The following is a 26,334-nucleotide window of genomic DNA, read 5'->3' as shown; positions in this document are numbered from 1 at the left end:
TTTGAAATCGCTGGCCGGAGCCTCGGCCCTTGCCGCCGCGCTCATGCTTGCCCCCGCCGCCCAGGCCGCCGACAAGCTGACGGTCCTGCTCGACTGGTTCGTCAATCCGGATCATGCGCCGCTGGTGGTCGCCAAGGAGGGCGGCTTCTTCGAGAAATACGACCTCGACGTCGATCTCGTGCCGCCGGCCGACCCGAGCGCGCCGCCGCGTCTCGTTGCTGCGGGGCAGGGCGATGTCGCCGTCACCTACCAGCCGAGCCTCATCCAGGACGTCGACAACGGCCTGCCGCTGGTCCGCTTCGGAACGCTGGTCGAGACGCCGCTCAACACGCTGATCGTGCTGAAGGACGGGCCGATCAAGACGCTCTCGGACCTCAAGGGCCGCAGGATCGGCTTCTCGGTCAGCGGTTTCGAGGACGCCATGCTCGGCCAGATGCTCAAGGCCGGCGGCCTGACCGTCAACGATGTCGAACTCGTCAACGTCAACTTCGCGCTCTCCTCCTCCCTGATCGCCGGGCAGGTGGATGCGGTCGTCGGCGGCTACCGGAATTTCGAGCTGACGCAGATGAAGCTGGAAGGCCACGAGGGGCTGGCCTTCTTCCCGGAGGAGAACGGCCTTCCGGTCTATGACGAACTGATCCTCGCCACCCGCAAGGATCTGGTCAAGGAAGGGGCCGTGGACGACCGTCTGCCGCGCTTCCTTGCTGCCGTCGAGGAAGCGACGCTGTTCCTCACCAACCATTCCGACGAGGCCTGGAAGCTCTTCCTCAAGGGTTACCCCGATCTTGACGACAACCTCAACCGCGCCGCCTGGACCGACACGCTGCCGCGCTTTGCCAAGCGCCCGGCGGCGCTCGACGAAGGGCGTTACCAGCGCTTTGCCGAATTCATGAAGGCGCAGGGCCAGATCAAGGAGGTCAAGCCGGTCGCCGACTATGCGGTGGTGGTGAGGTAAGACGACTGGATCAACCGCGATCGGTTGTTTCGAGCATCGGCCCGAAAAGTGGGAACCGGTTTTCGGACAAAGCCGATGCTCTGGCCGGAACTCAGAGCATCGTGCGGGACCTGCGTCGCGCGCGATGCTCTACGGTGCCGGGGACGGCGGTGCGTCCTGGTCGTTGTCGGCCTCCGGCAGGACGAAGGCGGACGGATCGTCGAGGCCTCGTTCCAGTGTCCGGTCGAGCGCCTTGAGCACGGAATTCACGGTCGGCAGGCGCCCCGGTTTCGACTGGATATAGCTCGTGTGCAGCGTTCCGTCGGGGCGCACGAGGAAGATGCCGAAATTGAAGGCGGCGCAGCCGGTCTTGTCGGTGTGTCCCTTGCCGAGCGGTTCAAGACCCCAGGCCATGGCCCGGTCCGGCGAGACGCCATAGCCGATCGGCAGCCGGTCGAGCCCCAGCTCGCTGGCGGTGCTTTCGGCGCACTGGCGCGGATCGGCGGAAATGGCGACGACGGCGATGCCCCTGCGGCGGAATTCGCCGAGCCGGCTGTCGACGTCCTGCAGGAAGGAGATCGAATCCGGGCATTGCCCGCCGCGATATGCGATCACCAGCGTGAAGTGCTGGGGCTTCTGGTCGGAAAGACGCCAGCAGCAGCCGCCCACCATCCCGACCTGCAGCGCGGGCACAGGCTGTCCCGGCTTGGGGTGGCTGGTCAAGGACATGGCTTGCTGCTCCTTTCTTTCCCGCATCTAAGAAATGCACACATTCAACATACCGTCGACCGGAAACGGTTCGCTCCGGTGGGCCCTTGGCCCGACTTTGCCGGAAAACCGTTAAAGAGGTCGCACATTTCGTGCCATGTTCGGGCTCGTCGCCCGCGTCGGCATAGAGACACTCGCAGAGCTTAAGCCATCGAGTTCAGTGGCTTTTATGGCTGCTTCCCATAAATGGCGCCCGATCGATCACGGCGAAAGATGGTCGCCTTCACATTTGTCTGAAGTCGCTTTCAACAATGGCCGCCGTCCCCAACGCGCGGGCGCCGGACCCCGATGGCGGACCCAGATGGCGGACATGAAAAATCCCCCGCCGGCGGGACCGGCGGGGGACTGTTTCGGGGCGTTGATAGCCAATGCGGTCAGTGGCTCGCGTGCTCCAGCGCCTCGGCCGTCCGGTCGTCGACCTTGCGGGCTGCCTCGCGCATGTTCTCCTGCACCTTTTCGAAGGCGCGGACCTCGATCTGGCGGACGCGCTCGCGGCTGACGCCGAATTCGGTGGAGAGATCCTCCAGCGTCATCGGGTCCTCGGCGAGGCGGCGCGCCTCGAAGATGCGGCGTTCGCGATCATTGAGCGTGCCCATGGCGTCCTTCAGCATGCGACGACGCATGTCGAGTTCTTCCTGCTGGGCCAGGATCGTCTCCTGGTCCTCGGTGTCGTCGACGAGCCAGTCCTGCCATTCGCCGCCGTCGGCTTCCTGGCGGATCGGTGCGTTGAGCGAGGTGTCGCCCGAGAGGCGACGGTTCATCGACACGACGTCTTCTTCCGAGACGCCGAGCTTTTCGGCGATGGTCGTCACCTGATCGGGACGCAGGTCACCGTCGTCCAGCGCCTGGATCTGGCCCTTCACCTTGCGCAGGTTGAAGAACAGACGCTTCTGGCTGGCGGTGGTGCCCATCTTCACGAGCGACCACGAGCGCAGGATATATTCCTGGATCGAGGCCTTGATCCACCACATGGCGTAGGTCGCGAGCCGGAAGCCCTTCTCGGGCTCGTAGCGCTTGACCGCCTGCATGAGGCCGACGTTGCCCTCGGAAATGACCTCGCCGATCGGAAGTCCGTAGCCGCGATAGCCCATCGCAATGCGCGCAACGAGGCGCAGGTGCGACGTTACGAGCTTGTGTGCCGCGTCGCGATCGTCGTGTTCGCGATAACGCTTGGCGAGCATGTATTCCTCTTGCGGTTCCAGCATGGGAAACCGCCGAATTTCCTCCAGATAGCGTGTGAGGCCGCCTTCGCCGGCCGCAATGGCTGGAAGTGATGCACGTGCCATCCTCAAAAACCCTTTCCTAACCGGCCGCTCTATCCGAGCCGGCCGCCGCTGTCCTGTCTTCAGGCACAGTTCAGCTTTGATATGGGAACGATTGGGGGCAATTTCATCAGGGAAGCGAAGAATTTCTCGACAATCGCCTGGTGCCTGTCTGCAAGATCCCAACGTTTCGGGTGCGCCTCAGGTGCCCCAGGTCCCTCGTCAGCAACTGTGAAAATTGCTGATCAGTTCCCGCATATCTTGCGGCAGAGGGCTCTCGAAACGCAAGATTTCCCCGTTCACAGGATGGGCGAATGCGATCAAGAAAGCGTGTAGTGCCTGACGCGGAAAGGCCCGGACCGCTTCCCCGAGATCGGGCGGCAGGCGGTTCGCCTTGGTGCGGAAGCCTCGGCCATAGACCGGATCGCCGATCAGCGGATGGCCGATTTCGGCCATGTGGACACGGATCTGGTGCGTTCGGCCGGTTTCCAGGCGGCATTCGACGAGGCTGGCGACGGCCTCTCTGCCAGAGCCTTCCGGGAAGCGCTCCGTCACTTCGTAGTGGGTGATTGCCTCCTTGCCGCTCTTCGTCACCGCCATCTTGGTGCGGTCGCTGTTCGAACGGCCGAGCGGAGCGTCGATCGTACCGCGGAAGGGCTCCGGCGCGCCCCAGACGAGGGCCAGATAGGCGCGTTCCAGATCGCCGGTGCGGCCGTGGTCGGCGAATTGCGCCGCAAGGCCCTGATGGGCGACGTCGGTCTTGGCAACGACCATGACGCCCGAGGTTTCCTTGTCGAGGCGGTGCACGATGCCGGGGCGCCGCACGCCGCCGATGCCCGAAAGGCTGTCGGCGCAGTGATGCAGCAGGGCGTTGACCAGCGTTCCGGTCCAGTTGCCGGCGGCGGGATGAACGACGAGGCCGGCCGGCTTGTCGATGACGATGAGGTGCTCGTCCTCATAGAGGATCGTGAGCGGGATCGCCTCCGGCTCCGGATCGGCGTCGACCGGCGGGGGCAACAGCACCGTCACGCGCTCGCCGACCCGGGTCTTGCGCGAGGGATCGGTGACGGCAGCGCCGTCCAGCGTCACGTCGCCGTCCTTGATCAGCGCCTTGAGACGGCTGCGCGACAGATCGGGCAGGAGGCGGGCGAGCGCCGCGTCGAGCCGTTCGCCGTCCTTGTCCGTCTCGACGGCGATCGTTCCGACGCCTTCCTCCTCGAGGAGGTCGACATCCGCCTCGTCATCGGCTAAAGGCGCGCCAGCGGTCCGGGCGGTGGGCTCGGGGGCGATTTGCGGGTCGGACTTTGTCTGTTTGTCCGCATCGCGCGAACGGCGGGGTGCCATGATGACGTCTTCCAGGAATGAGGCCGATGCGGGATCGCCCGGCGAGAGCCGAAACGAAGACGTTCCCTTCGATCCCGCCCTTGCCGCCATGCAGGCGAAACTCAGGCGCTTCGTATTCGTGTCGATGGGAACGCTCGGCATCGGTTTGCTGGCGGTGTTATTCGCGATTGCGTGGCGTGCCGTCAACTCCGGCAAGGAAGGCCCGAGCGGCCCGGCCTTCGAGGCAAGCGCCGAACTGCCGGCGGGAAGCCGCGTCGTCGACCAGAGCGTCGACGGAGACCGCCTGGTCGTGACCGTCGAAACGGATCAGGGACGGCGGGTTCTTCTCTTTGATCTTCGCAGCGGCAAGAAGCTCGGCACGGTGCAGCTTCTGGCACGATGAGGCGGAGCTTCCCGGGAGATATGCGCGTTTGTCGGGAGCGGCGCAGTGCCCGCTGCAACGTCCTTGTGGACGGCGGGCCGCAGGCAGTTTCCGCGCGCCCGCCAATGGTCTATTGACGGGGTCCACCCCTTTGTCCGGTGACCGACTCGCTTGACCGGGCACCCGCGCCGGACCGACGCCGAGGGCTTTTGTTTCAGGACGAGATCGCAAGGCAGGCAGGACATTGCAGGTCGACATCGACATGGGAACGACGGCCGGCGGCGAGGCTGCACGGCTCGACATCGAACAGCTTCTTGCAACGCGCCTCCTCGTCCAGGGCAATTCCGGCTCCGGCAAATCGCATCTTCTGCGCCGCCTCCTCGAACAGTCCGCCCCCTGGGTGCAGCAGGTGGTCATCGACCCGGAAGGCGATTTCGTCACGCTCGCCGAGGCCTTTGGCCACGTGGTCGTCGACGCGGAGCGCTCGGAAGGCGAACTCGTCGGCATCGCCAACCGCATCCGCCAGCACCGCGTCTCCTGCGTCCTGACGCTGGAAGGGCTCGAAATCGACGACCAGATGCGGGCGGCGGCGAATTTCCTCAACGCGCTCTTCGATGCCGACCGCGAGTTCTGGTATCCGGTCCTCGTCGTCGTCGACGAGGCGCAGATGTTCGCGCCGGCAGCGGCCGGCGAGGTGGCCGAGGATGCCCGCCGGGCCTCGCTCGGCGCCATGACCAACCTCATGTGCCGTGGCCGCAAGCGCGGTCTCGCCGGGGTGATCGCCACCCAGAGGCTTGCCAAGCTTGCCAAGAATGTCGCGGCGGAAGCGTCCAACTTCCTGATGGGCCGCACCTTCCTCGATATCGACATGGCGCGCGCGGCCGACCTTCTCGGCATGGACCGGCGACAGGCCGAACAGTTCCGCGACCTTTCCTGCGGGCGCTTCGTGGCGCTCGGTCCGGCGCTCTCGCGCCGTCCTCTTCCAGTCACCATCGGACCGGTGGAAACCGGCGCGCGCTCATCCAGCCCGAAGCTGATGCCGCTGCCGGAAAAGCTTGAAGATGTCGAGGATCTGATCCTGACGCCTGTGCCGGAGGACTTTTCCCGTCCGACCGCGCCACGCCGCGCCGCGCCTTCGCCGCGCGCGACGCCCGACATCATGCAGGAGCTTTCGCGCGCCGCGACGCGGCAGCAGGACGAGCCGGAGGCGGAGGCCGAGAGCGTCGTCCGCCGTCCCGCCATGAGCGCGGAAGAGCTGGAGGACTGGCTCGGCAGGACGATTGCCGACATCGTCGCCGGGGGCGGCTCCGCCTTCCGGGCCGACGCCGAGCTTTACCAGGACTTCCTGCTGCGCGGGCGGATGAGCCGCATCGTTGGCGCGCCGCTGACGATGGCGGATTTTCGCCTTCGGCTTGCCGTCGCTCGCTCGGGCGTCGACGACGAGATGGCCGCGACCGACGCCTGGAAGACGGCGCTTTCCCTCGTGCGCCTCGTCACGGACGATCTGCAGGGCGTCCTGCTCATTCTGGCGCGGGCGGCCCTTGCCGGCGAGCCATGTCCGTCGGATGCGGCGATCGCCTATGCATACGGCACGCATTCCGCGCGGCGCGCGCGGCGCTTCCTTGATTATTTCGAGGAGCGGGGGCTGATCGTCGTCCACGCCGATCGCGCAGGGCTTCGCTTCGTCGCCTTTCCCGATCTCGACGCGCAGACGGCGGGCGGCGATCCCGATGCGGCGCTGCCCGATCCGGCTGCGGCCGACGCAGCGGAATAGCGGCCGGAAGCGGGTCTTCCTGCCGTTTGCGCATCCAGCTTTCCGAAAACCGCTGCCCATCCCCATCTTCGCGGGGACAGGTTTTTCGGCGAGATGCCTAGAGCACCGACGACATCAGCGCCGGGCTTTCCTCCAGTGCATGCGCCATGAAGTCGAGCGCGCCGCGCACCTCCTCGCGGGTCGCCGGGCCTCCGAGACAGACTCGCACGGCTTCTCCGGGCGGACCCTCGACCGTGAAGGGATCGCTCGGCACGACGCCGATGCGGGTGGACCGCATGTGGCCGACGAAGGCCGACCGGGTCCACGGCTCGGGCAGCGGCACCCAGAGGTGGAAGCTCAACGGATCGAAGTGATAGCTGCCGGGGGCGAGCATGTCGGCGGCCAGTTTCTGGCGCGCGCGCGTTTCGGACCGGATGAAAGAGAGCAGGGCGTCGGCCGTGCCGTCCTCGATCCAGCGGGTGGCGAGCGCCACCGTGATTGGCGAGGCCATGACGGTCGCCGAACGGAGTGCCGCTGAAAAGGGAAAGCCCGATCGCGCGTCGGGCGTCACCACATAGGCAACGCGCAGTCCCGCGCCGATGCATTTGGCAAGCCCGGCCACATGCCAGGTGATGTCCGGGGCGATGGCGGCGAAGGGCTTTGGGCCGTGCACGGGGATGAAGCCGTAAGCGTCGTCCTCTACGATCGGCAGGCGGCAGCGCCGCGCCGCCTGGGCGATCTCCTCGCGCCGCTTTTCTGAGACCGTCATCGTCGTCGGGTTGTTGAAGATTGGGTTGAGATAGAGCGCCTTCGGCTGATGGCGCTGGCAGGCCTCGGTGAGAGCGTCGGTCAGGATGCCTTCCTCGTCGAAGGGCAGGCCGACGAGATTGAGCCCGATCTGGGCCGCGAGCGAGCGGATGCCGGGATAGGTGATCGCTTCGCAGAGGATCGTGTCGCCGGGGCGGGCGAGGGTGCAGAGAATTCCAAGAAGGGCCGGATGGGCGCCGGGTGACACGAACAGGCGTTCGGTGGACGGCACGAGCGCGCGGCGGCCGAGCCAGTTGGAGGCGGCCTCCTTGGCCTCGCGCGAGCCGCCGAAGCCCTGATAGCGCAACAGCGGAATGAGGTCGCGCCCGATCGCCTCCATGCCTTCCTGCATGCGCTCGATGAGATCCGGGTCTTCCGGCTCCGGCGGCAGGTTCATGGACAGATCGACGAGTTCCGGCCGGCGGTCGGACTGGTTGCGCGGCTTGCGCCTTGCCGCCGACACGAAGGTTCCCTGGCCGACGCGTGAGTCGACGAGCCCTCGCCGCTGCGCCTCGACATAGCCGCGGGCGACGGTGGTGAAGTCGATGCCGAGGAGCTTGGCGAGCTGGCGCTGCGGCGGCAGGCGGTCGCCCTGCGTCAGTTGTCCGCTCGCGACATCGGCCGCAATCGCGTCGGCAATCGCCAGATAGCGCGGCTTGCCCGTGTCCTTCAGGTCTGGAACCCAGTCCGTCATCGATTCCCAGCCTCCAATGCTTCGGTCTTTATTGACTGGATATTGTTGGATTTCCAGCCCCAATCCGGGCTTTGCATATTATTTCCGCGCGCTCCGGGGCCGGGACGGGTGCATAATCATATGAGGAATTTTGTCCTGCCACCGCCGTCCCGCCCACTATGCGGGATTGGAGCGAGGGAAAAACAGGACTTTCTGTCAAGGGCTTGCGCAATGATCCAGTCAATGCCGCCTTTTCAATCCGACCACATTCCCCGCGAAAAGCGGGCTTTCGGCGTCTTTTCCGCGCATAGGTACTTTGCCTGATTTTTTGGCATCGATGCAGTCATCTTGTGCAAATCGCCTTCCGGATTTCCCATATTTTCAAATGGCTTGAATCAATTGAATGCAAAATTGAATGCATCATGATTGCAGATTGTTGCATTCATTGGATACATTCAATTTGGCACGCCGCTTGCGAGACTTCTCCCGACGCCACGGCGCAGGTGCGCCGGGCGGTTCTCTGAAGAACCACGAGGAGGGTTTTATGCCTGCAGTGACCGCGCCCGCGCACAAAAAGGGTGATTTCTTTGTCGACTACGAGGAGAAGGTCTTCGAGGACGTCAAGGCCGAACCGGGCGAAAAGGCCCTGGTCACCTTCCACACCGTCGCCTTCGAGGGCTCCATCGGCCTCGTCAACATCCTGCAGGCGCTGCGCCTGAAGCGGAAGGGCTTCGAGACCTCCATCCTGCTCTACGGCCCGGGCGTGACGCTCGGCGTGCAGCGCGGCTTCCCGACGCTCGGCGACGAGGCTTTCCCCGGCGCGCAGAACTTCAACAACCAGCTGATCAAGTTCATGGACGAGGGTGGCAAGGTCTACGCCTGCCGTTTCGCGCTCCAGGCGCTCTATGGCCATGGCGAGCCGTCGCTGATCCCCGGCATCACGCCGATCAACCCGCTCGACGTGCTCGACCTCATCCTGCTCCACCGCAAGGACGGCGCCTTCATCCTCGACACCTGGACGGTGTGATCGGGGCAACGGTTTGGCCGGGCCTGCAATCGGATCGGCGCGTTCTGGGCCCGTTTGCAGGTCGAGCCAAGTGTTCTGACGATGTCATTCCCGGCCGAGGGCGACAGTCCGAGGGGAAGGGAATCCAGAAGGACGATCCGGGATTCCGATTTCGAGTTCTGGATTCCCTTCCCTCACCACCCTGAGGGCGGTTCGCCGGGGATGACATCGCGGAAACGCAGGGGTCGAAACCGCAGGGGCCGGACGGACCGGCCCGATGCAAACGCAACAACGGAAGTTTGACCATGGCTGAACCAGCACATGTCCGGGTGGCGGCGGTCCAGATCGCGCCTGATCTTAAGTCCCTCGCCGGGACCGAGGCGAAGGTCCTCGACGCCATCGATGAGGCGGCGGGCAAGGGGGCGGAGCTGATCGTCTTCCCCGAGACCTTCATGCCCTGGTACCCCTATTTCTCCTTCATCCTGCCGCCGGTGCTGACCGGGGCGGAGCATCTGCGCCTTTACGAAAACGCCGTCGAGGTGCCGGGACCGGTGACCGAGCGCATCGGGGCTGCCGCGCGCCGCCACGGCGTTGTCGTCGTCCTCGGCGTCAACGAGCGCGACCACGGCTCGCTCTACAACACGCAGGTGGTCATCGACGCGAGCGGTGAGATCGTCCTGAAGCGGCGCAAGATCACGCCGACCTTCCACGAGCGCATGATCTGGGGGCAGGGCGACGGCTCCGGCCTCAAGGTGGTCGAGACCGCCGTCGGCAAGGTCGGCGCGCTCGCCTGCTGGGAGCATTACAACCCGCTCGCCCGCTACGCCCTGATGGCGCAGCACGAGGCGATCCACATCGCGCAGTTCCCCGGCTCGCTGGTCGGGCAGATCTTCGCCGACCAGATCGAGGTGACGATTCGCCACCACGCGTTGGAATCGGGCTGCTTCGTCGTCAACGCCACCGGCTGGCTGTCCGAGGAGCAGAAGGCCTCCATCTGCCCGGACGAGAAGCTGCGCAAGGCGCTGTCCGGCGGCTGCATGACCGCGATCATCTCGCCGGAGGGCGGCCATGTTGTCCCACCGATCACCGAGGGCGAGGGCATCCTGATCGCCGACCTCGACATGAAGCTGATCCTGAAGCGCAAGCGCATGATGGACAGCGTCGGCCACTATGCCCGCCCCGAACTCCTCTCGCTCGTCGTCGACGACCGGCCGGCCGCGCCCATGCGCACGGTCACGTCCGGCGAGGCCCCCGTCATCCCCAGCCTTGCCACCCCGAACCTGGAAGGATCGAAGTCCGATGAAGCCGATGATGCCGACGCCCATGTCGCCGCAGGAGCTGATCAACGCGTTGCAGTCCTCCGGGGCCCGTCTCGTTGATCCACGGGCCGGGGCGCAGAGCCGTCGCGGCGGCGCCGGTCCCTCCGACCACAAGGCGATGACCATCGACGGGCAGACTGTCATGGTGCCCGTCCACACGGCCGCGGCCTTCGACAGCCCGTATCTCGTCGAGGCACCGGACGTCTATGGTCGCAGCCGGGTGCTGCGGGGCGACGTCGTGCTCGGCGAGGTCAGCTTTCCGGCGCGGCCGAAGTTCTACGACCTTGAGACCGCCGACGGCATTCCCTATTCGCAGATCGCCGTGCTGCATGGGCGCGACGTGCTGGCGACGACGGTGCTGCAGAGCTGCATTCGCTACCAGAGCCGCACCAAGACCTGCCAGTTCTGTTCCATCGGCCAGTCGCTCGCCGCCGGCCGCACCATCGAGCGCAAGACGCCGGAACAGCTTGGCGAGGTCGCCGAGGCCGCCGCCCGGCTCGACGGCGTCACCCATATGGTAATGACCACCGGCACGCCGCCCGGCAAGGATCGCGGCGCAAAGATCCTCACCGAGAGCGTTGCCGGCGTGAAGGCGCGGGTTGACCTGCCGATCCAGGTGCAGTGCGAGCCGCCGGACGATTTTTCCTGGTTCCAGGCGATGAAGGATGCGGGCGCCGATGCGCTCGGCATGCATCTGGAAGCCGTGACGCCCGAAGTGCGTCAGCGGATCATGCCCGGCAAGGCGCAGGTTTCGCTCGAGACCTATTACGAGGCCTTCAAGGCCGCCGTTCCGGTCTTCGGCTTCGGGCAGGTGTCGACCTACATTCTCGCCGGTCTCGGCGACAGTGTGGAGGCGATCCTCGAGACGAGCCGGCGCCTCGTCGACATCGGCGTCTATCCCTTCGTCGTGCCGTTCGTGCCAATCTCGGGCACGCCGCTGGAAAGCCACGCCGGGCCGTCGGCGGAGTTCATGCACCGGATCCTCGAGCCGCTCGCCGGCATGCTGGTCGCCTCGGGTCTGAAGTCCATCGACGTCAAGGCGGGCTGCGCCAAGTGCGGCGCCTGCTCGGCGCTGTCCACCTACGAAAAGGCTCTCGGCCAGACGGCCTGCGGCGGAAGGGTGGCGGCGGAATGATCTTCGATCCCTTCAAGCCCTACCGCGCCTCCGACTATCAGGTGAAATTCGCCACCGATGCCTGGGAGCGGTCGCAGGCCGCCGCCCTCCGGCGCGAGGTCTTCTGCACGGAGCAGGGGATTTTCGAGCGCGACGACCGAGATGCGATCGACGAGGTTGCGATCCCGATCGTCGCCGTTTCCTGGATGGGCGTCGTCGCCGACGAGGTGGTCGGCACCGTGCGCATCCACGAGGCGGAGCCCGGCGTCTGGTGGGGCTCACGCCTTGCCGTCCACCGCGATTTCCGCCGGGTCGGCGCGCTCGGCGCCTCGCTCATCCGCCTTGCCGTCTCCTCGGCCCATGCGCGCGGTTGCCACACCTTCTACGCCAACGTTCAGCCGCAGAACGGGCTGCTTTTCCGCCGCCTGCACTGGCGCGAGATCGGCGAGGTGGAGATCGAGGGCCGGCCGCATCTGAGGATGCAGGCCGAGCTGGACTACTATCCGCCCTTCGTTGCCGCCGAGAGGGGCTTTCGGTCCAACGCGCGAAAGATCGCGGCATGAGCGCGGAGCAGCTTCCCGCCCTTGCCGCCATGCTGCGCGACATGCGCGGCATCCGTGCCAAGGAGGACATTTCCTCCGTTGCGGCGCGGCTCGGCCTCGGCGGGGCCGGTGCAGTACCGGTCGGCGACGATTGCGCGGCGATCCCGGACGGTGACGGCTATCTGCTCCTTGCCATCGAAGGCTTCATGAACGAGTTCGTCGCCGGTGACCCGTGGTTCGCGGGCTGGTGCGGGGTGATGGTCAACGTCTCCGACATCCTCGCCATGGGCGGGCGTCCGATCGCCGTCGTCGATGCCATCTGGGCGAAGGGCGAGGCGGAGGCCGCGCCGGTGCTCGACGGCATGCGGGCGGCGGCGGAAGCCTTCGGCGTACCCATCGTCGGCGGCCACAGCAACGCCCGCTCGGCGCAGGGCCAGCTCTCCGTCGCGATCCTCGGCCGCGCCAAAAAGCTTCTGACGAGCTTTGACGCCCGGCCGGGCGAGGCCCTCATCGCCGCCGTCGATCTCGACGGTCGCTACCGTGAGCCCTTCAACAATTTCGAGGCCGCGACCACGACCGCGCCGGCGCGCCTGAAGCGCCTGATGGAGCTTCTCCCCTCCATCGCCGAGGACGGTCTCGCGCAGGCCGCCAAGGATATCAGCCAGGGCGGGATCGTCGGCACGACGATCATGCTGGCCGAATGCTCCGGCGTCGGCGCGAAGGTCGACCTCGGCGCCATTCCGCGTCCCGAGGGCATCGCGCTGTCGCGCTGGCTGCAGACCTTCCCGAGCTACGGTTATCTGCTGTCGGTGCCGGAAGCCCATGCCGAGACCGTTCTTGCGCGTTTCCGGCGGGAGAACGTCTCCTCGGCCCGGATCGGAACGATCACGCGGGAGCGCCGCGTCACCGTCAGCCTCGACGGGGCTGAGGAATGCATCTGGGATCTCGATGCCGCGCCGCTCATCGGCTGTGGCCCCGGTGTGCCGGAGCAACGGGAGGACGCCGCATGACGGCGGTTCGTCCCCTCAGCGTCGCCATCCTCGCCCACTCCACCAACCCGCGCGGCGGCGTCGCCCACGCGCTCGGGCTTGGCGAGGCGCTGACCGCGCTTGGGCACCGTGCGGTGGTCTTCGCCCCGGATGCGTCGGGCAAGGGCTTCTTCCGGAAGGCGACTTGCGAGACCGTGCCCGTGGCGGCCTCCTGCGTGCGCGGCGATCTTGCCGATCTCGTCGCGGTGCGGGCAGGCGATTATGTCGCCCATTTCGAGCGCGAGGGCACGGCGGACTTCGACATCTGGCATGCGCAGGACGGCATTTCGGCCAATGCGCTCGCGACCCTCAAGGAGAGAGGGCTCATCCCGGGCTTTGCCCGCACCGTCCATCATATCGACGCCTTCGAGGACGAGCGCCTCCAGGACCTCCAGGCTCGCGCGATCACGGCGGCCGACCGGCATTTCGTCGTCTCGCGCCAGTGGCAGGCGGTGCTCGCCGAGGACTACGGAATTGCGGCCACCATCGTCGGCAACGGCGTCGACGACCAGCTTTTCAACGACCGCATGGGCGAGGCGGACGCGGATCTTCGCCGCAGCCTGCTGCCGCCCGGCGGGCCAACCTTCCTCAGTGTCGGCGGCATCGAGGAGCGCAAGAACACGGTGCGCATTCTCGACGCCTTCCGTATCATCCATGCCTCGGAGCCTTCCGCTCGGCTGGTGATCGCGGGCGGGGCCTCGCTTCTCGACCACAGCACCTATCGCCGCCGCTTCGACGCAATCCTTGCCGACGCCAATTTCAACGACGGCGCGGTGATCGTCACCGGCCCCGTGCCGCAACGGCTGATGGCGCCGCTCTACCGGGCCGCCGACGCGCTCGTCTTTCCATCGGTGAAGGAGGGGTTCGGCCTCGTCGTCCTTGAAGCGATGGCCTGCGGCACGCCGGTTGTGGTGCCGCATGGCGCGCCCTTCGACGAGTATCTCGGTCCGGACGACGCGCTCTTCTGCGATCCGCTCGCTCCGGAAAAGATCATGTGCGCCATGAGCCGCGCCCTCAATCCCGCCATCCGCGAGCGGCTCGTCCGGGCCGGCCACGTGGTTGCCTGCGCCCATGCCTGGGGCACCGTCGCCCGCGCACACCTTGCCGCCTATCAGGACCTCATGGAGACCTGCGATGCCTGAAATGCGCTTCACGATCCGCTGGCCGGACGGCACGCCGGAGAGCTGCTATTCGCCCTCGCTGGTGATCAAGGACTATTTCGAGCCCGGCCAGTCCTATCCCCTCGACGATTTCCTCAAGCGGTCGCGCGAAGCCCTCGGCATCGCCTCCGACCGCGTGAAGGCCAAATACGGCCGCCCATGCTCGCTTGCCCTCGGCCAGCTTCAACGCATCGAGGCCATGTCCGGCCGATTCACCGACACACCGCAGGCGACCGTCGCCGTCGAAGCCTTCGACGAGTGACCCCCCTTTCCATTGGAACGAAACGATGAACAGCCCCATGAAGATCGAACATTTCCCCGTCGTCGTCATCGGCGCAGGTCAGGCAGGCCTCTCCGTCTCCTGGTTTCTGAAGAAGGCCGGCATCCGGCATGTCGTGCTTGAGAAGAACCAGGCCTTTCATGCCTGGAAGACCGAGCGCTGGGACAGCTTCAGCCTCGTCACGCCCAACTGGCAGTGCCAGCTTCCCGGCCATCCCTATGACGGCCCGGACCCCTATGGCTTCATGGTGCGCGACGAGATCGTCGACTATCTCGACGCCTATGTTGAAAAGCTGCAGCCGCCGCTGCGCGAGGGCGTCGCGGTCAAGAAGCTCTCCGGCAACGCCTTTTCCGGCTTCGTGCTCGACACGACGTCCGGCATGATGACCGCCGACCAGGTGGTGATCGCCGCCGGCGGCTACCAGATCCCGATCGTGCCGCGCGAGGCGGAGCGCCTGCCGACTGATCTCGTGCAGGTCCATTCCTCAATCTACCGCAATCCGGAGCAGCTTCCCGAGGGCGCCGTCCTCGTCGTCGGCAGCGGCCAGTCGGGCGCGCAGATTGCCGAGGACCTGCATCTTGCCGGGCGCAAGGTGCACCTCTGCCTCGGCGATGCGCCGCGCGTTGCCCGCCGCTATCGCGGCAAGGACGTCGTCGAGTGGCTCGCCGACATGGGCTACTACGACCTGCCGGTCCATGCCCATCCGCTGCGCGAGGGCGTGCGCGACAAGACCAACCACTATGTCACCGGTCGCGACGGCGGCCGGGACATCGACCTGCGCCAGCGGGCGCTGGAGGGCATGGAGCTTTACGGCCAGTTCGTCGATGCGCGCGAGGGCAAGGTCAAGGTCGCCGATACGGTGAAGGAATGCCTCGACTCCGCCGACGCGACGAACGAGAGCATCAAGGACAGCATCGACGCCTTCATCGCCAAGGCCGGGATCGACGCCCCGGCCGAAGACCGCAAGCCGCCGGTCTGGGAGCCGTCGGGCCGTCCGACCGAGATCGACCTTCAGGGCGAAAGCATCGCCTCGATCGTCTGGTGCATCGGTTTCAGGACCGACTATTCCTGGATCGACCTGCCGGTCTTCAACGGACGTGGCCATCCGAGCCATGACCGCGGCGTCACCTCGATGCCGGGTGCCTATTTCCTCGGCCTGCCGTGGCTGCACACCTGGGGTTCGGGTCGCTTTTCCGGCGTTGCACGCGACGCCGAGCACGTTGCCGGCCAGATCATCGCCCGTCATGTGGATGTCATCGGCATGTCGGAAAGGGTCAACGAAGCGGCCATCGGCTCCTGATAGTCCCAATTCCTGGTCCGGGAGACCTTCATGACAGTCAATTTCAGTCAGGCGGAGCAGGATGGCCTCCGGGATCTTCATGGCGACGGGCAACCGTTCACCATCCGGCTCGGCATGCCGCATCTTTGTCTCGGCGGCTTGTCGGAAAATTGGCTCCTGAAGGAACTCGGCCATCGCCACTGGACCATGCTGGCGCGGGCCTGCGGCCGGATGCATCCGGATTTCCGCACGCCCGACGGCGAGCCGGTCTATGCCGCCTTCAACGCGGTGCGGCTGGAGGATTGCGATTTCGGCTCGCTCGGCGAGAACGATCTCCTGACCATCAGCAGCGACCTTGCCCGCATCTCGCGCACGCAGGTGCTCACCCGCCATGCCCTCACCTCGGCGGGGCGCCTGGTGGGATCGATCGAACTCATCTCGGTCTTCGTGTGCCGGCAGGAGAAGGGCCGCAACCGGTCCGTCGCCCGGCTGGAGGTCGACGGCCTTCCCGCCATCGACCGCGAGACCATCGGCTGGTCGGTCGCCGCCGAGGCACCCGGCCTTCGGGCCGGTCGCTGGGAGCAGCATTTCGGCCTGTCGCGCTCGGCGGCCGACGAGGAGGGCAAGCCCTCACTGCTCATCGATCCGGTGCCGACCGTCGATTTCAACGGCGCGAACTTTCTCTATTTCGCGTCCTTCCAGGCCTTCGTCGACCGGGCCGAATGGGCCTTCTTCCGCAATGATCCGCTCGTTGCGGCCACCGTGCGGCGGGACATCGTCTATTGCGGCAATATCGAGCCGGGCGAGCGTGTGATCGCATCGCTCATGGCGAGTGAGCGGCAGGGCGGCCGGCTCACGCATTGGTGCCGGTTGACGCGGGCGGAAGGCGGCGAGCGCCTCGCCGACGTCTTCACCGAACGCCGGACACTCGCCGGTCCGGCAGATTAGGCAGATACTGGCAGCCGACACCGCGCTGGTAGGAATTGACGACCCGGTCGTTCTTGAGCACGTAGGTCGTCTTGCAGGAAATGACCATCCGGTAGTCGGCGATGAAGGGATCGCGGCCGCGGAATGTCGGCCGGTTCGGGTCCGTGCCCCACCGCGTCACCTCATCGTACCAGGACAGATAGCGGTAGCCGTTCTGCCTCTGGTCGGCGATGGGCTCGCCGAAGGCGGCCGTCAGTTGCGCCGCGTTGTAGCCCCGATAGGCCGCCGGATTATGTCCCGGCGAGTGCGGCAGGGGCACTGACTGGCAGGCCGACAGGCCGAGCGACAAACCAAGAATGGCGGCGACGGACGTTGCTCGAAACGTCATGGCGAACTCCTCGGCCACGATGCCATGGCGCGCAGGCTTTCCCGCGCCCCTTTACGGACAGTCATGTCGTGCCTGGAATGGCCGATGGCAAGGTAGCATTCCTATTTTTGAACGGCCGCAGGCCGCAGGCCTCAGGCGAGCGAGGGGGCACCGGCGCGTGTCGGCAGTATCGCGCCGTCCGCATTCTCCTTCAGGTCGACGCCGGTGAGCTTCAGCCGCAGGCCCTCGCGAGCAAGCCAGACGATTTTGTCGGCGGCGGCCTCCGGATCGAGGCCGTCGGCATGGATGTTGGAGACGCAATTGCGCTCGCTGTCGCGCCGCCCGACCTTCGGGGCGAAGGTGACATAGGCGCCGAGGCTGTCCGGCACCGAAAGACCCGGCCGCTCGCCGATCAGAACAACGACGAGCTTGGCCCCAAGCGCAGCTCCTGCCTCGTCGCCGAAGGCAACGCGGGCCTGGCTGGCGAGAACGATCGGGGCGACGGAAAGATCGCCCATGCGCTTCAGGCAGGTTTTCAGCACAGCCTCGGCATGGTGCTCGACGGCGGCGGCGGACAGGCCGTCGGCGATGACGAAGGCGACGTCATGGTCGCCGGGGGTCATCTCCGCAAGATCGTCGGGATGAACGCGGCGGCCATAGTCGGGACGCGAGAGATAGGTTGTCCGGTCCGGCGCGGTCGATCGGACGCGGATGACGGAGAGCGGGGCAAGGCGCTCAGCCATCGCGTCGAAATTCACCTTGCCGTGCACGGCATCGCGGGCGCGCGCATGGGCGAGCTGGAAATCCAGCACGGCGCGGGTCGGCATGGCGTCGCCGGTGCGGCCGATGCCGATCCTCGCGCGGGTCGCATTGCGAAAGCGGGCGAAGGGATCGAAAATGTTGACAGGCTCGGGGGCGTTGCTCATGCGGACGCCTTGTAGCTGAGGAGATTGCGCGAGAAGGGGCCGGCCGCGGCGGAGGGCGCAAGGCGACCCTGGCCGTCGAGCATTTCCATGCGCTTCAGCCAGCCTTCGAACTCGGGCGCCGGCGGCTTTTTGAACATGTGCCTGAGGCTGACGATGTCGTGGTAGGCAAGGCTCTGGTAGTTCAGCATCACGTCGTCGGCGCCGGGCACGGCAATGAGGAAATTGACCCCGGCGGCGGCGAGCAGGACCATCAGGTTGTCCATGTCGTCCTGGTCGGCCTCGGCGTGGTTGGTGTAGCAGACGTCGACGCCCATCGGCAGGCCGAGCAGCTTGCCGCAGAAATGGTCTTCGAGGCCCGCCCGGATGATCTGCTTGGCGTCGTAGAGATATTCCGGGCCGATGAAACCGACGACCGTGTTGACGAGCAGCGGCTTCAACTCGCGGGCGACGGCATAGGCGCGCACCTCGCAGGTCTGCTGGTCGACGCCATGGTGGGCGTCGGCCGAAAGCGCGCTGCCCTGTCCCGTCTCCAGATACATGACGTTGTCGCCGACGGTGCCGCGTTTCAGCGACAGCGCCGCCTCGCGTCCTTCGCGCAGCACGGAAAGGTCGATGCCGAAGCCCTTGTTGGCGGCCTCGGTGCCGGCGACGGACTGGAAGACGAGGTCGAGCGGCGCGCCTTTCTCGATCGCCTGGATCGAGGTGGTCACGTGGGTCAGGACGCAGGACTGGGTCGGGATCTCGAAGCGCTCGCGCAGGCGGTCGAAGAGGTGCATCAGCCTGATGCAGGCATCGAGGTTGTCGGTCGCCGGATTGATGCCGATGACCGCATCGCCGATGCCGTAGAGAAGGCCGTCCAGCGTCGAGCCGGCGACGCCCTCCGGATCGTCGGTCGGGTGGTTCGGCTGCAGGCGGCTGGAAAGCCGCCCCGGCAGTCCGACGGTGGAGCGGAAGGCCGTCACCACCCGGCATTTGGCAGCGACGGCGATGAGGTCCTGGTTGCGCATGATCTTGGAGACGGCAGCGACCATTTCCGGCGTCAGGCCGGGCGCGAGGGCCGTCAGCGCCTCACTCGTCGCCTCGTAGGAGAGCAGCCAGTCGCGGAACTGGCCGACGGTCATGTGCGAAACAGGCGCGAAGGCCTGCCGGTCGTGACCGTCGACGATCAGCCGGGTGACCTCGTCCGCCTCATAGGGGATCAGCAGATCCTCAAGGAAGGTCTTCAGCGGAATGTCGGCGAGGCAGAAGCGCGCGGCGACGCGGCGCTCGTTGGTTTCGGCGGCGATGCCGGCGAGGCAATCGCCCGATTTCAGCGGCGAGGCCGCGGCCATGACGGCCTTCAGATCGGCGAAGACGTGGCGTTCGTTGCCAAGAAGCACGGAATAGGAGGACATGGTCAAAGGATAGGCCTGACGCGGCTTTGTCCAAGCCGATTTTTTCGCCAGCCCGACGGACCGGACCATCTGGAATGGCGTCAATTTGTGCGCAATTCCATCGATTGGGAGAATGTGCGGGCGATGGGACGTTGATGTGGCTGAATTTTACAAAATTTACCGATCATATCCATCTGAAATGATCGTTACACAATGGGCCGGCGCACAAAATTTCGTCACCGCCGCTTGCCGCTTCGGGGCACGGGAATATTTCTGCCGTCCCCACGGCGCAAATGCGCCTGCCTGTCGTTGCACGGTCTCATTTCGGCCTCATGATGCTTTCACGATCACAGCAGGTTGAATTGAGGTCGAATGATTGAGTCCTGCATCTGCAGTCGCTCGGACATTCGAAGCCTTGTCTGCCGCCATCGTCATTGCCGGCCACGGGCCGTCAATCCTGCTGCCGTCAAGCCATCCAGAACCGGATGGGGCGACGTTCTTGAACCCTGTTACCTGGATTTTCCGCTGACGTCTTTCGCGGCGGGGGCGGTCTGCATGGCCATGACGGAGGCCAGATCACAACAAGCCGTCATTTCACTTCGATGTGTGTGCCGTGTTTCGTGGCGCTCCGGATCGCATTGCTTTCCGGACGAGGAGACGCGCGTCCCGGCGATCGGGGACCGTCGCCGCGACGCGGGCCTGCATGAGGAAAGAGATCTGCGCGCCAGGGCCGGCATCCGGACAAGGCGCGCTTCGTTTGGGGCATGGTGTCGCCGCAAGATCGGGTCCACATTGCACGTGGCACCATGCTCTAAAACCGCGCCCGCCCGGCAAGCCTTCGGAGGAGGGCCTTGCCGGGCGGGCGTTCCCTTATGCGCTCCGGCCTGAAATTGGCCTAGTGGGGCGCATCGGCGGCAGGGACGCCGGCTGCTGCTGCCTTTTGGGGGGCTTTCAGCAGAAGCAGCAAGGGAAGCGCTGCAAGCGAGACGAACATCATCAGCTTGAAGTCGTCGAGATAGGCAATCATCGCGGCCTGCTGGCTGACCATCATGTCGAGCATGGCCATCGTTTTCTGGCTCGTCACCGACCCGCCGAACCCCTGCAGGAAGTTCGTCAGGTTGGGGTTGGTTTCCGTCAGCCGGCCCCCGATCACCGCATGGTTGATCTGGATGTTCTGCGTCAGCAGGGCCGTCACCACCGAAATGCCGATCGACGAGCCGATGTTGCGCATCAGGCTGAAAAGGGCGGTGCCGTCCGTGCGGAATTTCACGTCCAGGGTCGCGAAGGTGATCGTCGACAGGGGCACGAAGACAAGTCCCAATCCAAGACCCTGGATGACGCCGCTGCGGATCAGCGGCCAGTAGTCCATCTGCGGCGAGAACTGGGTCATGTCGTAGAGCGACCAGGCGGTGAGGCCGAGCCCTGTCATGATCAGCAGCCGCGCGTCGATCTTCTTCACCAGCCGTCCAACGAGGATCATCGAGACCATCGTTCCGGCGCCGCGCGGGGCAAGCACGAGGCCTGTCGTCGTCGACGGATAGCCAAAGAGCTGGGAGAGCATCGGCGGCAGCAGGGCCATCGTTGCCAGCAGGATGATGCCGACGACGAAGATGAAGATCAGGCCCGTGACGAGATTGCGGTCCTTGAACATGCCCGGATGGATGAAGGGTTCCTTGGCCGTCATCGTGTGGACGATGAACATCCAGAAGCCGGTCACGGCCAGCGCGGTCTCGATGATGATCTCGGTCGAGCCGAACCAGTCGAGCTGCTCGCCGCGGTCGAGCATCATCTGCAGCGCGCCGACGCCGAGCGAGAGCAGGGCAAAGCCGAAGAAATCGAAACGGCGCAACCGCGTCGCGACCGACGGCATGAAGGTGGCGATGCCGAGGAAGGCGAGAATGCCGACCGGCACGTTGATGTAGAAGACCCAGCGCCAGTTCAGGGCGTCGGTCAGGTAGCCGCCGAGCGTCGGGCCGAGGATCGGGCCGACCATGATGCCCGCGCCCCACAAGGCCATGGCCGAGCCATGATTTTCCTTGGGATTGATGTCGAGCAGCACGGTCTGCGACAGCGGCACGAGGGCAGCGCCGAAAATGCCCTGGAACAGACGGAACAGGACCATCTCGTAGATGCTGGTCGAGAGGCCGCAGAGCATCGAGGTGACGGTGAAGCCGGCGACGGAGATCAGGAACAGCCGCTTGCGTCCGATCCTGTCGGCCAGCCAGCCGGTCACCGGGGTCATGATGGCGGCGGCGACGATATAGGAGGTGAGCACCCAGTTGATGGTGTCCTGCGATGCGCCGAGGCTGCCTTGCATGTTGGGCAGGGCAACATTGGCGATCGTGGTGTCCAGCACCTGCATGATGGTCGCGAGCATGATCGAGACGGTGATCAGGCCGCGGTTAAGGGCAACGCCGTCCGCCGGTGCGGCGACGGCCCCTCCGGCGGTGGCGCTTGTCATTTCTGGGCGACCTCCGCGGCAACGGCCGGCTCAAGGCCGAGGGCGGCCATGGCCGAGCGGATCGGCTGCGGCAGCGGACGCTGCCAGCCGGTATCGACGTCGACGGTCGAGCTCAGGCCGGAGGCGAGGACCTGCTTGACGTTGTCGTCGTCAATGCTGATGCGCACGGGCACGCGCTGGACGACCTTCACCCAGTTGCCGGTCGCGTTTTGCGCCGGAAGGATGGAGAAGACCGAGCCGGTGCCGGCGCCGAGGCTCTGGACCGTGCCCGTGATGTCCTTGCTCGGGAATGCGTCGAAATCGAGGGTCACCTTGTCGCCCGGCTTCATGTGGGTGAGCTGGGTTTCCTTGAAATTCGCCTCGACCCAGACATTGTCAGTCTCAACGAGGCTGACGGTGGTTTCACCTTCCGAGACATACTGGCCGACCTTGAGGACCCCGACCTCGCTGACGATGCCGTCGGCGGGGGCGCGGACGACCGTGTGCTTGAGGTCGAGCTGGGCCTTGTCGCGCGCCGCGATGGCCTGCAGCACCAGCGGGTGCTCGTCGACGGCGATGTCCGGATTGCCGCCAAGGGCGGCGCGGGCGCTGTCGACGGCCTGCTGCGACTGGACCAGCGCCTGCTTGGCGGTTTCGAGGTCGTGCTGGGAGGCATCATAGGTGGCGCGCGAGGCCGTTCCGTTGGACAGCAATTGCTGCTGCCGGTCCATCACGGTCTGCTGGTAGGCCAGCGTCTCCTGCGCCTCCTTCTCGGCGGAGTTGGCGTTGCGCCAGGCGGCCTGAAGCTGCTGCACCTGCAGCCGGGCGGCGGCAAGCGCGGCGTTCTTCTCCTCAAGCGCCAGCTTGTACTGGTCGTCGTCGATGCGGAAGAGGATGTCGCCGGCCTTCACCTGCTGGTTCTCGTGCACCGGCACCTCGTCGATGCGACCGGAAATATCCGGGCCGATCGAGACGATGTCATGCTTGACGTAGGCGTTGTCGGTCGACTCGTAGCGCCCGCTGGTGGCCCAGACGTAGCCGCCGCCGACCACGATCAGAAGCGGCACGGCGAGCATCAGCGGCCAGCGCAGCCGGCTCTTCTTCGCCTTGGCAGGGGCGGCCTCGGGCGGCCTGATTTCGGCAGCGGAGGCTTCGGGCACCGCCGGCTTTTCCGGGGCAAGGGAGGTTACGTTCGTTGAGGTCTTTTCGGCGGCAGCCATGGTCGTCGTCCTGTGAGTTCTGAAATTCTTGAAACAATGCGCCGGCGGGCGAGGGCCTCAGCCAGCGGCTTCCTTGGCGGCGGTCCCCCTGGCGGAGGCTTCGACGGGGGCGTCCGCGCCGTCGTCGGCATCGCCCCTGTTGCGTTCGGTGAGGTTCGCGTGGCAGCGCTTGAGCAGCGTCATCAACTGGTCGCGTTCCTCTTCGGTGAAGCCGGCCATCATTTCATCGAAGATGCCGCTTCCCAGCGCCTTCATCTCGGTGAAGGCGGGGCGGGCGGCCTCAGTCATGAAGACCAGCCGGGCGCGCCTGTCGGTCGGATCCTGGCGCCGCTCGACCCAGCCCGCCGTCTCCATCCGGTCAACAAGCCGGCAGACCGAAATCGGTTCCAGATCCAGCCGGTCTGCAATCGCGGTCTGGTTGATGCCCTCATCGCGCCAGAGCACGGCAAGGACCTGCCATTGCGCGCGGGTGAGGCCGCTGGTGCCGGCGATCCGGTCGAAGCGTCGGCGCATGAGGCGCGTCGTGTCGTGCAGCAGATAGCCAAGCGTGGGTTCGTGTATCTCTGTCATGTCAGACTTATAATAAGCATGCTTATTATGTTCAAGCTCATTTCGCGGTGCAGCGTTACGTGCCGGTTAAGGCATCGCTGAGAACTGGCGGTGATTTCGCCCGTTTTAGCGTTCAGGAACAGATGGTTGCTGCACTGCACACGACCAGTGAATTCACGGATATGTGATCATAATAAGGGAGACTTGCAAATTCGGCAGGTCTGTTCAAACGGCCTCTGCGACGCAGGGGCGGCCGTCCGTGGCGTCGTGGAGCCCGGCGCGAGCGGACGTGTTGCGGCGCGCGCGGAGCACGGTGCAAGAGCCGGCCCGTGAGGGCCGGTCATCCCGTCAGAACGTTCTGAATTGGGAAGGCTTTCCGCTCAACCCTTGGGGGCAAGCGGCGTCATGAAGCCCGAATAGGACTTGGGGAGGGGGGCGGACCAGAGACCGGTCTTGGCGGTCGCCGCCTTGAGGCCGAGGAGCGCTTCCATCAGCTTGACCGCGCAGCCAACGCCCTCGATCACCGGAACGCCATGCTCCGCCGAGAGATCGGCGGCCAGATCCGCCATGCCGGCGCAGCCAAGCACGATGCCTTCGGCTCCGTCCGTCTTCAGTGCCGCGGCGATTTCGGCGGAGATCGTGTCGCGGGCGCCGGAGCCCGGCTTTTCAAGGTCGAGCACCGGAATGTCGGAGGCACGCACGCGGGTGCAGCGTGTGGCCAGACCATAGGCAACGAGATTGCCCTCGATCACCGGGATCGACCGCGACAGGGTGGTGACGACGGAAAAGCGGTGGGTGATCAGGCTTGCGACGTGAAAGGCCGCCTGGCCGATGCCGATCACCGGGCCCTTCGCCAGCGCGCGGGCGGCATCGATGCCGGTGTCGTCGAAGCAGGCGAGGATATGGCCGTCGACACCGGATTCCTCCGCCTCCTTCATGGCAAGCAGCATGCCGGGGACGGCGATGGCCCCGTCATAGGCGCCCTCGATGGAGGCTGGACCGTTCTTCGAGGTGGCCGCGATGATCTCCGTTCCGGGCGCGGCGACGGCGCGGGCTGCGGCTGCGGCCTTGTCGGTCATCGAGACGGTGGTATTCGGATTGATGAGATGGATGCGCATGAGCCTGATGTCAGCCGAGTTCAAAGGTCGTGATGCCGTAGATCCGGGACAGATCGAGGCTTGGGGCCGGTCCGCGGTACATCCGCGCGGTCTCGAAGACCGGGGCGAGGCCGTATCTCTCGGCGAGCGCCACGGCGGCGGAATTGGGTTCGGGCGGGTCGAGGACGACTGCTTCGCCCTTCGCTGTCTCGGCCAGCGACAGAAACAGCGCCTCGGCGAACTCCGACGTTTCGGCGAAGAGCGGGCCGATCTTGTGTCCGGTCCTGCAGGGGCGGATGACGCCGAAGCCGCGCACGGTGCCGTCTTCGACATAAGCCCGGGCATGATGGCCGGGTGTGCTCGCCCAGGCGCGGATGAACGCGGCGCGCGGCGCCGGAAAGAGCGGTGCGTCATAGGCCGCGATGGCGTCGATCAGGTCCGGCGTCTCCGGAATGGCGATCGACGGACCCTCGGGCGTCGCCGCCGTCACCACGCCCTGATAGCGGATGTTTCGGTGCGCGAGCGCGAAGCCGGATTTGGCGTAGTTGTCCTGCTGGGCGACGACACCGTCGAGCCCGATCGTGGTCGCGTGATTGCGGGCAAACGCGTGGTCCCAGAGGGCCTTGCCGATGCCTTTTCCGCGCATGTCGGGCCGGCAGATATAAAAGCCGAGGAAGGCGAAGTCGGGCGAATAGCGCACGAGCGAAATCGAGGCGGCAAGTTCGCCGCCGACCCGTCCGACCAGAAAGCCTTCGGGGTCGACCATGGCGAAGAGCGGCGCATCGCCAAGGCCGGGATTCCAGCCCTCGCTCGCGGCCCAGTCGACGATGGTCGCAACGTCGTCGCCGGACGCGACGCCGAATTGGGCCTTCGGGGTGTTCACGTCACACCATGCCCTTGCCGGCGTCCGAGCCCCGCTTCGCCTGCCGGCTGCGGATGACGACGACGGCCGTCAGCAGCGAGCCGATGACGAGCAGCGAGATCATCGTCGTCAGGGTGCCGAGCGCGTAGATCGCCGGGGTCGTGACGGTGGTCGTCAGGCTGCGCAGGGTGATCGGCAGCGTGTTGTCGGCGCCCATCGCCTGGCTGGAGCGGGCGATCTCGTCCCAGGAGAGCGTGAAGCCGAAGAGCGCGACGCCGAAGATCGACGGCACGATGATCGGCAGGACGACATGGCGGAAGGTCTGCCAGGGCGTTGCGCCAAGGTCGCGGGCGGCTTCCTCATAGGCCGGATTGAAGCGGTTGAAGACCGCGAACATGATCAGCAGGCCGAAGGGGAAGGTCCAGGTCAGGTGCGCGCCGAGGCCGGAGGAGAAAAGGCCCATGAGCGTCGTGAAGTTCTGCCAGATCCACTCCACCTCATAGGCGTCGCCGAAGGCCTTGATGCTGTCGTCGAAGATGCGGAATTCCAGCGCAATGCCGAGCGAGACCACGATCGAGGGCACGATGAGGCTGGCGATCGCGACATAGAAGAGGGCGCCCGAGCCGCGAAAGCGGCGGCGGAAGGCAAGCCCGCCCATGATCGAGGCGACCACGGTGATCGCCATGACGATGATGCCGAGTTCCAGCGAGTTCCAGAAGGCGGAGCCGATGTCGACCACGCCGATGCCCTCGAAGAGCTGGCGGAACCAGTGCAGCGAGACGCCGCGCATCGGGAAGGTGAGGCCGCCCTCCGGGCCCTGGAAGGACAGGATCAGGATGGTGATCGTCGGCCCGTAGAGGAAGAGCACGAAGAGCGCGAAGAAGGCGGCGAGCCAGTAGAAGGAGGCGGGGCGACGGTCACCCATGGCGGAACACTCCCATCA

25 protein-coding genes are annotated in these 26,334 nt (G+C 65.9%); 12 read left to right on the top strand and 13 right to left on the bottom strand.

Annotated features, from left to right (window positions below):
• The first annotated feature begins 1 nt into the window (after window position 1).
• Window positions 2–955, top strand: coding sequence for an ABC transporter substrate-binding protein (locus HDIA_RS18010; protein ID WP_425432954.1), 954 nt, complete (start codon window positions 2–4; stop codon window positions 953–955).
• Window positions 956–1,084: 129 nt separating this feature from the next.
• Here the strand turns inward: HDIA_RS18010 and HDIA_RS18005 are convergent, their stop codons facing one another.
• From HDIA_RS18005 to HDIA_RS17995, 3 genes are all read right to left on the bottom strand, one after another.
• Window positions 1,085–1,663 carry a redoxin domain-containing protein gene (locus HDIA_RS18005; RefSeq protein ID WP_157775723.1) on the bottom strand — a complete coding sequence of 193 codons (579 nt, stop codon included), beginning with the start codon at window positions 1,661–1,663 and terminating at the stop codon, window positions 1,085–1,087.
• Between the two features lie 413 nt (window positions 1,664–2,076).
• Window positions 2,077–2,988 (bottom strand): RNA polymerase sigma factor RpoH, encoded by a 912-nt coding sequence (gene rpoH / locus HDIA_RS18000; protein WP_099557422.1) that lies wholly within the window; start codon window positions 2,986–2,988, stop codon window positions 2,077–2,079.
• A 198-nt stretch (window positions 2,989–3,186) separates the two neighbouring features.
• Window positions 3,187–4,308, bottom strand: a complete 1,122-nt coding sequence (locus HDIA_RS17995) for an RluA family pseudouridine synthase (RefSeq protein WP_099557421.1) — start codon at window positions 4,306–4,308, stop codon at window positions 3,187–3,189.
• Here HDIA_RS17995 and HDIA_RS17990 point away from each other — a divergent pair.
• Complete coding sequence (locus HDIA_RS17990; protein ID WP_099557420.1) at window positions 4,307–4,690, top strand: DUF6476 family protein; 384 nt, start codon at window positions 4,307–4,309, stop codon at window positions 4,688–4,690. The two genes, HDIA_RS17995 and HDIA_RS17990, sit on opposite strands and share 2 nt — an antisense overlap.
• A 223-nt stretch (window positions 4,691–4,913) precedes the next feature.
• A complete protein-coding gene (locus HDIA_RS17985) occupies window positions 4,914–6,443 on the top strand; it encodes a helicase HerA domain-containing protein (protein ID WP_099557419.1) in 1,530 nt (509 codons plus the stop codon).
• A gap of 97 nt (window positions 6,444–6,540) precedes the next feature.
• Here HDIA_RS17985 and HDIA_RS17980 read toward each other — a convergent pair whose 3' ends face one another.
• Window positions 6,541–7,923 carry an aminotransferase-like domain-containing protein gene (locus HDIA_RS17980; protein ID WP_099557418.1) on the bottom strand — a complete coding sequence of 461 codons (1,383 nt, stop codon included), beginning with the start codon at window positions 7,921–7,923 and terminating at the stop codon, window positions 6,541–6,543.
• Window positions 7,924–8,446: 523 nt separating this feature from the next.
• Here HDIA_RS17980 and HDIA_RS17975 point away from each other — a divergent pair.
• From HDIA_RS17975 to HDIA_RS17935, 9 genes are all read left to right on the top strand, one after another.
• Window positions 8,447–8,929, top strand: a complete 483-nt coding sequence (locus tag HDIA_RS17975; RefSeq protein ID WP_099557417.1) for an MSMEG_0572/Sll0783 family nitrogen starvation response protein — start codon at window positions 8,447–8,449, stop codon at window positions 8,927–8,929.
• 284 nt (window positions 8,930–9,213) lie between these two features.
• Window positions 9,214–10,287: a Nit6803 family nitrilase gene (locus HDIA_RS17970; protein ID WP_099557416.1), complete on the top strand. Its 1,074-nt coding sequence runs from the start codon at window positions 9,214–9,216 to the stop codon at window positions 10,285–10,287.
• Entirely contained in the window at window positions 10,217–11,362 is a 1,146-nt protein-coding gene (locus HDIA_RS17965) for an MSMEG_0568 family radical SAM protein (protein WP_099558989.1), read from the top strand. Before HDIA_RS17970 ends, HDIA_RS17965 begins: the two co-directional genes overlap by 71 nt.
• Window positions 11,359–11,904, top strand: coding sequence for an MSMEG_0567/Sll0786 family nitrogen starvation N-acetyltransferase (locus HDIA_RS17960; RefSeq protein ID WP_099557415.1), 546 nt, complete (start codon window positions 11,359–11,361; stop codon window positions 11,902–11,904). Before HDIA_RS17965 ends, HDIA_RS17960 begins: the two co-directional genes overlap by 4 nt.
• Entirely contained in the window at window positions 11,901–12,893 is a 993-nt protein-coding gene (locus HDIA_RS17955) for a sll0787 family AIR synthase-like protein (RefSeq protein WP_099557414.1), read from the top strand. Before HDIA_RS17960 ends, HDIA_RS17955 begins: the two co-directional genes overlap by 4 nt.
• Window positions 12,890–14,053, top strand: coding sequence for an MSMEG_0565 family glycosyltransferase (locus tag HDIA_RS17950; protein WP_099557413.1), 1,164 nt, complete (start codon window positions 12,890–12,892; stop codon window positions 14,051–14,053). The genes HDIA_RS17955 and HDIA_RS17950 overlap by 4 nt, the downstream gene beginning before the upstream one ends.
• Complete coding sequence (locus HDIA_RS17945; protein WP_099557412.1) at window positions 14,046–14,333, top strand: MSMEG_0570 family nitrogen starvation response protein; 288 nt, start codon at window positions 14,046–14,048, stop codon at window positions 14,331–14,333. Before HDIA_RS17950 ends, HDIA_RS17945 begins: the two co-directional genes overlap by 8 nt.
• Before the next feature lie 25 nt (window positions 14,334–14,358).
• Window positions 14,359–15,651, top strand: a complete 1,293-nt coding sequence (locus HDIA_RS17940) for an MSMEG_0569 family flavin-dependent oxidoreductase (protein WP_099557411.1) — start codon at window positions 14,359–14,361, stop codon at window positions 15,649–15,651.
• 30 nt (window positions 15,652–15,681) lie between these two features.
• Window positions 15,682–16,578, top strand: a complete 897-nt coding sequence (locus tag HDIA_RS17935; protein ID WP_099557410.1) for a Pnap_2097 family protein — start codon at window positions 15,682–15,684, stop codon at window positions 16,576–16,578.
• Here HDIA_RS17935 and HDIA_RS17930 read toward each other — a convergent pair.
• The 9 genes from HDIA_RS17930 to HDIA_RS17890 all read right to left on the bottom strand — a co-directional run bounded on the left by HDIA_RS17930 (window position 16,541) and on the right by HDIA_RS17890 (window position 26,316).
• Window positions 16,541–16,945, bottom strand: a complete 405-nt coding sequence (locus tag HDIA_RS17930) for a hypothetical protein (protein WP_157775722.1) — start codon at window positions 16,943–16,945, stop codon at window positions 16,541–16,543. The two genes, HDIA_RS17935 and HDIA_RS17930, sit on opposite strands and share 38 nt — an antisense overlap.
• Window positions 16,946–17,076: 131 nt before the next feature.
• On the bottom strand, window positions 17,077–17,850 hold the full coding sequence (gene eutC, locus HDIA_RS17925; protein ID WP_099557408.1) for an ethanolamine ammonia-lyase subunit EutC: 774 nt from the start codon (window positions 17,848–17,850) through the stop codon (window positions 17,077–17,079).
• Window positions 17,847–19,244 carry an ethanolamine ammonia-lyase subunit EutB gene (locus HDIA_RS17920; protein ID WP_099558988.1) on the bottom strand — a complete coding sequence of 466 codons (1,398 nt, stop codon included), beginning with the start codon at window positions 19,242–19,244 and terminating at the stop codon, window positions 17,847–17,849. Before HDIA_RS17920 ends, eutC begins: the two co-directional genes overlap by 4 nt.
• 874 nt (window positions 19,245–20,118) lie before the next feature.
• Window positions 20,119–21,684, bottom strand: coding sequence for a DHA2 family efflux MFS transporter permease subunit (locus HDIA_RS17915; protein ID WP_099557407.1), 1,566 nt, complete (start codon window positions 21,682–21,684; stop codon window positions 20,119–20,121).
• The gene (locus HDIA_RS17910) at window positions 21,681–22,883 is read right to left on the bottom strand and encodes an HlyD family secretion protein (RefSeq protein WP_099557406.1); all 1,203 of its coding nucleotides are present in this window, start codon (window positions 22,881–22,883) and stop codon (window positions 21,681–21,683) included. The genes HDIA_RS17915 and HDIA_RS17910 overlap by 4 nt, the downstream gene beginning before the upstream one ends.
• A 57-nt stretch (window positions 22,884–22,940) precedes the next feature.
• Window positions 22,941–23,453, bottom strand: coding sequence for a MarR family winged helix-turn-helix transcriptional regulator (locus HDIA_RS17905; protein ID WP_099557405.1), 513 nt, complete (start codon window positions 23,451–23,453; stop codon window positions 22,941–22,943).
• A 359-nt stretch (window positions 23,454–23,812) separates the two neighbouring features.
• On the bottom strand, window positions 23,813–24,550 hold the full coding sequence (locus HDIA_RS17900; RefSeq protein WP_099557404.1) for an aspartate/glutamate racemase family protein: 738 nt from the start codon (window positions 24,548–24,550) through the stop codon (window positions 23,813–23,815).
• Between the two features lie 10 nt (window positions 24,551–24,560).
• A complete protein-coding gene (locus tag HDIA_RS17895; RefSeq protein WP_245883946.1) occupies window positions 24,561–25,412 on the bottom strand; it encodes a GNAT family N-acetyltransferase in 852 nt (283 codons plus the stop codon).
• A gap of 1 nt (window position 25,413) precedes the next feature.
• Complete coding sequence (locus HDIA_RS17890; protein WP_099557403.1) at window positions 25,414–26,316, bottom strand: ABC transporter permease; 903 nt, start codon at window positions 26,314–26,316, stop codon at window positions 25,414–25,416.
• Window positions 26,317–26,334 lie beyond the last annotated feature (18 nt).

The organism is Hartmannibacter diazotrophicus, assembly GCF_900231165.1.
GTDB classification, from domain to species: Bacteria; Pseudomonadota; Alphaproteobacteria; order Rhizobiales; family Pleomorphomonadaceae; genus Hartmannibacter; species Hartmannibacter diazotrophicus.
This window is presented reverse-complemented; position numbering and strand designations above follow the sequence as displayed.

What these genes read in the sequence shown, in the direction of transcription:
- HDIA_RS17955 (WP_099557414.1), top strand. Translation starts at nt 11,901, where the DNA reads ATGAGCGCGGAGCAGCTTCCCGCCCTTGCCGCCATGCTGCGCGACATG.
- HDIA_RS17945 (WP_099557412.1), top strand. Translation starts at nt 14,046, where the DNA reads ATGCCTGAAATGCGCTTCACGATCCGCTGGCCGGACGGCACGCCGGAG.
- HDIA_RS17890 (WP_099557403.1), bottom strand. Translation starts at nt 26,316, where the DNA reads ATGGGTGACCGTCGCCCCGCCTCCTTCTACTGGCTCGCCGCCTTCTTC.
- HDIA_RS17990 (WP_099557420.1), top strand. Translation starts at nt 4,307, where the DNA reads ATGATGACGTCTTCCAGGAATGAGGCCGATGCGGGATCGCCCGGCGAG.
- HDIA_RS17920 (WP_099558988.1), bottom strand. Translation starts at nt 19,244, where the DNA reads ATGTCCTCCTATTCCGTGCTTCTTGGCAACGAACGCCACGTCTTCGCC.
- HDIA_RS17970 (WP_099557416.1), top strand. Translation starts at nt 9,214, where the DNA reads ATGGCTGAACCAGCACATGTCCGGGTGGCGGCGGTCCAGATCGCGCCT.
- HDIA_RS17905 (WP_099557405.1), bottom strand. Translation starts at nt 23,453, where the DNA reads ATGACAGAGATACACGAACCCACGCTTGGCTATCTGCTGCACGACACG.
- rpoH (WP_099557422.1), bottom strand. Translation starts at nt 2,988, where the DNA reads ATGGCACGTGCATCACTTCCAGCCATTGCGGCCGGCGAAGGCGGCCTC.
- HDIA_RS17935 (WP_099557410.1), top strand. Translation starts at nt 15,682, where the DNA reads ATGACAGTCAATTTCAGTCAGGCGGAGCAGGATGGCCTCCGGGATCTT.
- HDIA_RS17930 (WP_157775722.1), bottom strand. Translation starts at nt 16,945, where the DNA reads ATGACGTTTCGAGCAACGTCCGTCGCCGCCATTCTTGGTTTGTCGCTC.
- HDIA_RS17965 (WP_099558989.1), top strand. Translation starts at nt 10,217, where the DNA reads ATGATGCCGACGCCCATGTCGCCGCAGGAGCTGATCAACGCGTTGCAG.
- HDIA_RS18005 (WP_157775723.1), bottom strand. Translation starts at nt 1,663, where the DNA reads ATGTCCTTGACCAGCCACCCCAAGCCGGGACAGCCTGTGCCCGCGCTG.
- HDIA_RS17900 (WP_099557404.1), bottom strand. Translation starts at nt 24,550, where the DNA reads ATGCGCATCCATCTCATCAATCCGAATACCACCGTCTCGATGACCGAC.
- HDIA_RS17915 (WP_099557407.1), bottom strand. Translation starts at nt 21,684, where the DNA reads ATGACAAGCGCCACCGCCGGAGGGGCCGTCGCCGCACCGGCGGACGGC.
- HDIA_RS17910 (WP_099557406.1), bottom strand. Translation starts at nt 22,883, where the DNA reads ATGGCTGCCGCCGAAAAGACCTCAACGAACGTAACCTCCCTTGCCCCG.
- HDIA_RS17960 (WP_099557415.1), top strand. Translation starts at nt 11,359, where the DNA reads ATGATCTTCGATCCCTTCAAGCCCTACCGCGCCTCCGACTATCAGGTG.
- HDIA_RS17940 (WP_099557411.1), top strand. Translation starts at nt 14,359, where the DNA reads ATGAACAGCCCCATGAAGATCGAACATTTCCCCGTCGTCGTCATCGGC.
- HDIA_RS17995 (WP_099557421.1), bottom strand. Translation starts at nt 4,308, where the DNA reads ATGGCACCCCGCCGTTCGCGCGATGCGGACAAACAGACAAAGTCCGAC.
- eutC (WP_099557408.1), bottom strand. Translation starts at nt 17,850, where the DNA reads ATGAGCAACGCCCCCGAGCCTGTCAACATTTTCGATCCCTTCGCCCGC.
- HDIA_RS17975 (WP_099557417.1), top strand. Translation starts at nt 8,447, where the DNA reads ATGCCTGCAGTGACCGCGCCCGCGCACAAAAAGGGTGATTTCTTTGTC.
- HDIA_RS17950 (WP_099557413.1), top strand. Translation starts at nt 12,890, where the DNA reads ATGACGGCGGTTCGTCCCCTCAGCGTCGCCATCCTCGCCCACTCCACC.
- HDIA_RS17980 (WP_099557418.1), bottom strand. Translation starts at nt 7,923, where the DNA reads ATGACGGACTGGGTTCCAGACCTGAAGGACACGGGCAAGCCGCGCTAT.